The 5,541-nt window shown below is 65.3% G+C and carries 6 protein-coding genes; 4 read left to right on the top strand and 2 right to left on the bottom strand.

Annotated elements, in window-relative coordinates; translation table 11 throughout:
- Together dmeF and IL54_RS08435 are read right to left on the bottom strand one after the other, a co-directional pair.
- On the bottom strand, positions 1 to 779 hold a 779-nt coding region (gene dmeF / locus IL54_RS22870), incomplete at its 3' end, for a CDF family Co(II)/Ni(II) efflux transporter DmeF (protein WP_081913036.1).
- A complete protein-coding gene (locus IL54_RS08435; protein WP_037474755.1) occupies positions 776 to 1,048 on the bottom strand; it encodes a metal/formaldehyde-sensitive transcriptional repressor in 273 nt (90 codons plus the stop codon). The genes dmeF and IL54_RS08435, both read right to left, overlap by 4 nt.
- A gap of 119 nt (positions 1,049 to 1,167) precedes the next feature.
- On the opposite strand from IL54_RS08435, the gene crtY reads away from it, so the two are divergent.
- From crtY to IL54_RS08415, 4 genes are all read left to right on the top strand, one after another.
- Positions 1,168 to 2,316 (top strand): lycopene beta-cyclase CrtY, encoded by a 1,149-nt coding sequence (gene crtY, locus IL54_RS08430; protein WP_037474752.1) that lies wholly within the window; start codon positions 1,168 to 1,170, stop codon positions 2,314 to 2,316.
- A complete protein-coding gene (locus tag IL54_RS08425; RefSeq protein WP_037474750.1) occupies positions 2,316 to 3,797 on the top strand; it encodes a phytoene desaturase in 1,482 nt (493 codons plus the stop codon). Before crtY ends, IL54_RS08425 begins: the two co-directional genes overlap by 1 nt.
- Positions 3,798 to 3,802: 5 nt before the next feature.
- On the top strand, positions 3,803 to 4,384 hold the full coding sequence (locus IL54_RS08420) for a TIGR00730 family Rossman fold protein (protein ID WP_037474747.1): 582 nt from the start codon (positions 3,803 to 3,805) through the stop codon (positions 4,382 to 4,384).
- 63 nt (positions 4,385 to 4,447) lie between these two features.
- Complete coding sequence (locus IL54_RS08415; RefSeq protein WP_076605480.1) at positions 4,448 to 5,404, top strand: phytoene/squalene synthase family protein; 957 nt, start codon at positions 4,448 to 4,450, stop codon at positions 5,402 to 5,404.
- Positions 5,405 to 5,541 lie beyond the last annotated feature (137 nt).

Raw genomic sequence — 5,541 nt, 5'->3', positions numbered from 1 at the left:
ATGGCGGCGGTGTCCTTCATCAGGCCCCAGGCCCAGCGCGCGATGACGATCGACCCCAATATGCCGACCGCCGGGTCCAGCCACCACCAGCCGAGATAGCGCCCGGCGAGCAGCGCCGCGATCGCCAGTACCGATGTCAACGCGTCGGTCAGCACATGGACATAGGCGGCGCGCAGGTTGTTGTCGGCATGGCCATGGTGATGGTCGTCGCCATGATCATGTCCGTGTCCATGATCATGGCTATGGTCGTGGCCCAGCAAAAACGCGCTGATGATGTTGATGACGAGGCCGACGATTGCCACCAGCGTCGCTTCACCGAACGCGACCTGCACCGGCTCCAGGAAGCGCATCCCCGATTCGATCGCGATGAACAGCGCCATGACGCCGAGCAGCAGCGCCGACGCAAAGCCCGACAGGTCGCCGACCTTGCCCGTGCCGAAGGTGAAGCGCGGATTGCGCGCGTGCCGCCGCGCATAGCGATAGGCCGCCGCCGCCACGGCGAGCGCACCCGCATGGGTCGCCATGTGGAAACCATCGGCGAGCAGCGCCATCGAGCCGGTCATCCAGCCCGCGACGATCTCCACCACCATGGTCGCGGCGGTCAGCCACACGACCCACAGCGTCCGCCGGGCATTTTTATCATGCCCGTCCGACAGATAGATATGGTCGAAATAATGGCTGTCCTCGCCATCCATGCTGGCGGGCGATGGCGCGTGGTCATGATGGGCGTGGGCGTGGCCGTGCCCGGTGCCGTGAGAGTGATCGTCGTGCATCGTCATTTCCCGTAACGGCGGATCAGCGCCAGCATTTCTTCGGCAGCCGCGGCGCGCGCCTCGTCGGACAGGCCGGGGCAGGCGACATGCTCGCGCATATGCTGCTCGATCAGTTCCTCCATCAGGCTGCCGACCGCGCCGCGCACCGAAGCGACCAGTTGCAATGTTTCCGAACAGCCCGCCTCGCCCGTCAGTTGACGCTCGACGGCGGCGACCTGCCCCGCGATCCGGCGCACCCGCGCCAGTAATTTGTCTCGATCCGCGACTATATGCATAGGGTAGCCCCCTATACTATGGGCGCGGTCGCGACAAGGCCCATCACCTGCCCTAAAAACCATAGCTTACTCCCACTTCGGCCATGGCTTTGCCAGCCCCCCTCGCCTAACAGGGAGCGATGACAAACCGGTTGGACTGCGATCTGGCGATCCTTGGCGGCGGCCTGTCCGGCAGCCTGATCGCGCTTGCCTTCGCGGCCAAGCGGCCCGATGTCCGTATTCGGCTGATCGAAAGCGGCGCGGCGATCGGCGGCAACCACATCTGGTCCTTCTTCGATGGCGACGTGGCCGCACAGGACCGCTGGCTCATTGATCCGCTTGTCACCCATCGCTGGGAACAGGGGCATGAGGTCCGCTTTCCAGGCCATCATCGCCGTCTCGACACCCCTTATAACAGCATCGCCTCGCCCCGGCTCGACGCGCATGTCCGGGCGACGCTGGGCGATGTGACGATGACCGGCGCGAGCGTCGCCGCCGTCACGCCGACCAGCGTCCGCCTGACCGACGAGCGGGAGATTGACGCGGGGGCGGTGATCGACGCGCGCGGGGCGGCGGACCTGTCGCCGCTGCGCTGTGGTTGGCAGAAGTTTGTCGGCCATGCCCTGCGGCTCGATGCGCCGCATGGCATCGACCGGCCCGTGATCATGGATGCAACGGTCGAGCAGATGGATGGCTATCGCTTCGTCTATCTGCTGCCGTGGGACGATCATACGATCTTCATCGAGGATACCTATTACAGTGACACGCCCGACCTGGACGTGGCCGCCATCGACGCGCGTATCGCCGCCTATGCCAGCGACAAGGGCTGGACCGGCACGCTGATCCACCGCGAACAGGGCGTGTTGCCCGTGGTCCATGGTGGCGATTTCGACCGTTATTGGCCCAAGGATGATCCGGTGGCGCGCGCGGGCGTGCGGGCCGGGCTGTTCCAGCCGATGACCGGCTATTCGCTGCCTGACGCGGTGCGGTTCGCCACCTGGCTGGTCGATCAGCCGCTCGACCAGTTGGCGACCGTCACGCGCGCCCATGCGGCGGCGCATTGGCGCAGCGGCGGCTATTATCGGCTGCTTGGCAAGATGCTGTTCGGTGCGGCGGTGCCCGACCAGCGCTGGCGTATCTTCGCGCGCTTCTATGGCCTGCGCGCGCCCCTCATCCAGCGTTTCTACGCCGGACGTTCCACCATCACTGACCGTGTCCGCATCTTGTGCGGCCGCCCCCCCGTGCCCATAAGGGATGCCATGCGAACATTGCTGAATCCGCCCGCCTGATGACCAGGAAAGCGATAATCATCGGCGCGGGCTTTGGCGGCCTGGCGCTGGCCATCCGCCTGCAATCCGCAGGCATCGACACCACGCTGGTCGAGGCGCGCGATCGCCCCGGCGGCCGGGCCTATATGTGGCAGAAGGACGGCTTCACCTTCGATGCCGGGCCGACCGTCATCACCGACCCCGATTGCCTGAACGAGCTATGGCGTCTGTCCGGCCATGACATGGCGCAGGATGTGACGCTGATGCCGGTCAGCCCCTTCTACCGGCTCAACTGGCGCGATGGCACCAATTTCGATTACAGCAATGACGAAGTGTCGCTGCGTGCCGAGATCGCCAAGCTCGATCCGGGCGATGTCGCGGGCTATGAACGCTTCCTCGATTATGCCGCGGGCGTGTTCGAAGAGGGCTATCGCAAGCTCGGATCGGTCGCCTTTCTCGACTTCGCCTCGATGATCAAGGCCGCCCCGGCGCTGGCCCGCTACCAGGCGTGGCGGTCAGTCTATTCGGTCGTGTCTTCCTATGTGAAGAATGAAAAGCTGCGCGAGGCGCTGTCCTTCCACACTTTGCTGGTCGGCGGCAATCCGATGAAGACCAGTGCCATCTATGCCCTGATCCACAAGCTGGAAAAGGATGGTGGCGTGTGGTTCGCCAAGGGCGGCACCAACAAGCTGGTCGAGGGGATGGCGACACATTTCGAGCGGCTGGGCGGCACGTTGCGGCTGGGCGACAAGGTCACCCGCATCGAAACCTATGGTGACAAGGTCACCGCCGTCCACACCGCGTCGGGCTGGCGCGGGGAGGCCGATGCGGTCGCCAGTAACGCCGATCTGATGCACAGCTATCGTGACCTGCTGGGCCATCATCCCCGTGGACAGAAGCAGGGCGGGAGGCTCGCCAACAAGCGCTGGTCGCCCAGCCTGTTCGTGCTGCATTTCGGTATCAAGGGCAGCTGGCCCGGCATTCCGCATCACATGATCCTGTTCGGGCCGCGCTATGAAGGGCTGCTCACCGGTATCTACGATCATGGCGTGCTGCCGGAGGATTTCTCGCTCTATCTGCACCACCCGACCGTCACTGATCCGTCGATGGCCCCCGAAGGCCATTCGACCTTCTATGCGCTCGCCCCGGTGCCGCATATGGGCAAGCTGCCGATCGACTGGGATCAGTTTGCGCCAGCCTATGCCGAGCGTATCTTGGACGAGATCCAGCATCGCTTGATCCCCGACATCCGGTCGCGTATCGTCACGCAATTCCACTATGCGCCGACCGATTTCGGCCGCGACCTCAATGCGCATCTGGGCAGCGCCTTCAGCCTGGAGCCGTTGCTGACGCAGAGCGCCTGGTTCCGCGCGCATAATCGCGACGATGTCATTCCCAATCTCTATCTGGTAGGGGCCGGCACCCATCCCGGCGCGGGCATCCCCGGCGTGGTGGGCAGCGCCAAGGCAACCGCCGCGCTGATGCTGGAAGATCTGGGCTAGAGACGATGAAGAAATTGGCGGTCTATTGCGGTTCGGCGACGCCGGCCGACCTGACCTATATCGACGCGGCGCGCATGGTGGGCCGCACCTTGGCCGAACGCGGCATCGGCGTCGTCTATGGCGGCGGGCGGCTCGGCCTGATGGGCGCGGTCGCCGATGCGGCGCTGGAGGCGGGCGGCGAGGTGATCGGCGTGATCCCCGAAGCGCTCGTTGGTGCGGAAGTGGCCCATCGCGGCTGCACGGAGTTACACGTCGTCCAGACGATGCATCAGCGCAAGCAGCTCTTCACCGACCTGTCGGATGGCTTCATCACGCTGCCCGGCGGGGTCGGCACGATGGACGAATTATGGGAAGCGATCAGCTGGGCGCAGCTTGGCTATCATCAAAAGCCGGTCGGGCTGCTCAATGTCGCGGGCTTCTATGACCAGTTGATCGGCTTCAACCGGCAGATGGTGGAAGCGGGCTTCATCCGCGCGCAACATGCCGAGATTTTGATCCATGCCCAGGGCATTGACGAATTGCTCGACGCGCTGGCCGCCTATCAGCCACATGAGACCATCTTTGCGATGAAGGCGGATCGGCTCTGATCCTGTAGCCCAGGCATAGGGATAGGGGATGACTTGGGCAGACGGGCAGGGCATGGCGATGGCATGACCGACCTGCCCATATTCGACCGCCCCGCGCTCGTCGCCCATGCCAAGCAGAGCATTGCGCGCGGCTCCAAATCTTTCGCCATGGCATCGACCCTGTTCGACCCGCAGACGCGCGAGCGCGCCTGGCTGCTCTATGCCTGGTGCCGCAAATGCGACGATATCGCTGACGGGCAGGATCATGGTGGCACGCTCCAGGGCGTGGTGGACGGGCAGGCGCGGTTATCGACCATCAGGGTGATGACCGATCAGGCGCTGCGCGGCGAACCGACCGGCGATCCGGCCTTTGACGGCTTTGGCGTGGTGATGCGCGAATGCGCCATTCCCGCCCGCTATGCCCATGATCTGATCGAAGGGTTTGCGCTCGACGCGCGCGAATGGCGGCCGCGCAGCCAGGACGATATGCTGCGCTATTGCTATCATGTCGCGGGCGCGGTCGGCTGCATGATGGCGGTGCTGATGGGGGTCGATCCCGATGATCAGGCGACGCTCGACCGCGCCTGCGACCTGGGCCTGGCGTTCCAGCTCGCCAATATCGCCCGCGACATCAGTGAGGATGAGGCCGCCGACCGCTGCTACCTGCCGCAGGAGTGGCTGGCCGAAATGGATATGCCGCCCGGCGAACATATGAAGCCCTGGCTCCGGCCGCGCCTCGCCATATTGGCGCGGCGGATGGCGGACATGGCCGCGGCCTATGAGGAGAGCGCGCGCCATGGCACCGGCGCGCTGCCGCCACGGGCGGCCTGGGCCGTGCTGGCGGCGGCGGGCATCTATGGCGACATCGCCCGCGAAGTCGCGCGCCGGGGCGAACAGGCCTGGGACGCGCGGGTGATCACGACCAAGGCGGCGAAGCTAGGCTGGGTCGCGCGGGCGGGCATGCAGGTCATCGGTCGCGCTAGGCGCTGGCCTGCTGACACGCCCCGGCCTGCGCATTTGTGGACGCGCCCGGCCGTCTGATCGCCGCGAGTATGGATGTTCCCCGGCCGAGGCCGGGGTCCAGTCCCACGGTCTGAACTGTGCCACGGCCTTCGCCGAGGAACGGCATCTATTGCCGCTAGCCATGCCCTTCACCGCGAGCGCAGAAAAAGAGGGCC

The organism is Sphingobium sp. ba1 (genome assembly GCF_000743655.1).
Classification (GTDB): Bacteria; Pseudomonadota; Alphaproteobacteria; order Sphingomonadales; family Sphingomonadaceae; genus Sphingobium.
Note: the sequence above shows the minus strand (reverse complement) of the source record. Positions and strands in the feature narration are given on the sequence as shown.

Coding starts and splice junctions, on each gene's coding strand:
- crtY (WP_037474752.1), top strand. CDS start 1,168: ATGACAAACCGGTTGGACTGCGATCTGGCGATCCTTGGCGGCGGCCTG.
- IL54_RS08435 (WP_037474755.1), bottom strand. CDS start 1,048: ATGCATATAGTCGCGGATCGAGACAAATTACTGGCGCGGGTGCGCCGG.
- IL54_RS08425 (WP_037474750.1), top strand. CDS start 2,316: ATGACCAGGAAAGCGATAATCATCGGCGCGGGCTTTGGCGGCCTGGCG.
- IL54_RS08415 (WP_076605480.1), top strand. CDS start 4,448: ATGACCGACCTGCCCATATTCGACCGCCCCGCGCTCGTCGCCCATGCC.
- IL54_RS08420 (WP_037474747.1), top strand. CDS start 3,803: ATGAAGAAATTGGCGGTCTATTGCGGTTCGGCGACGCCGGCCGACCTG.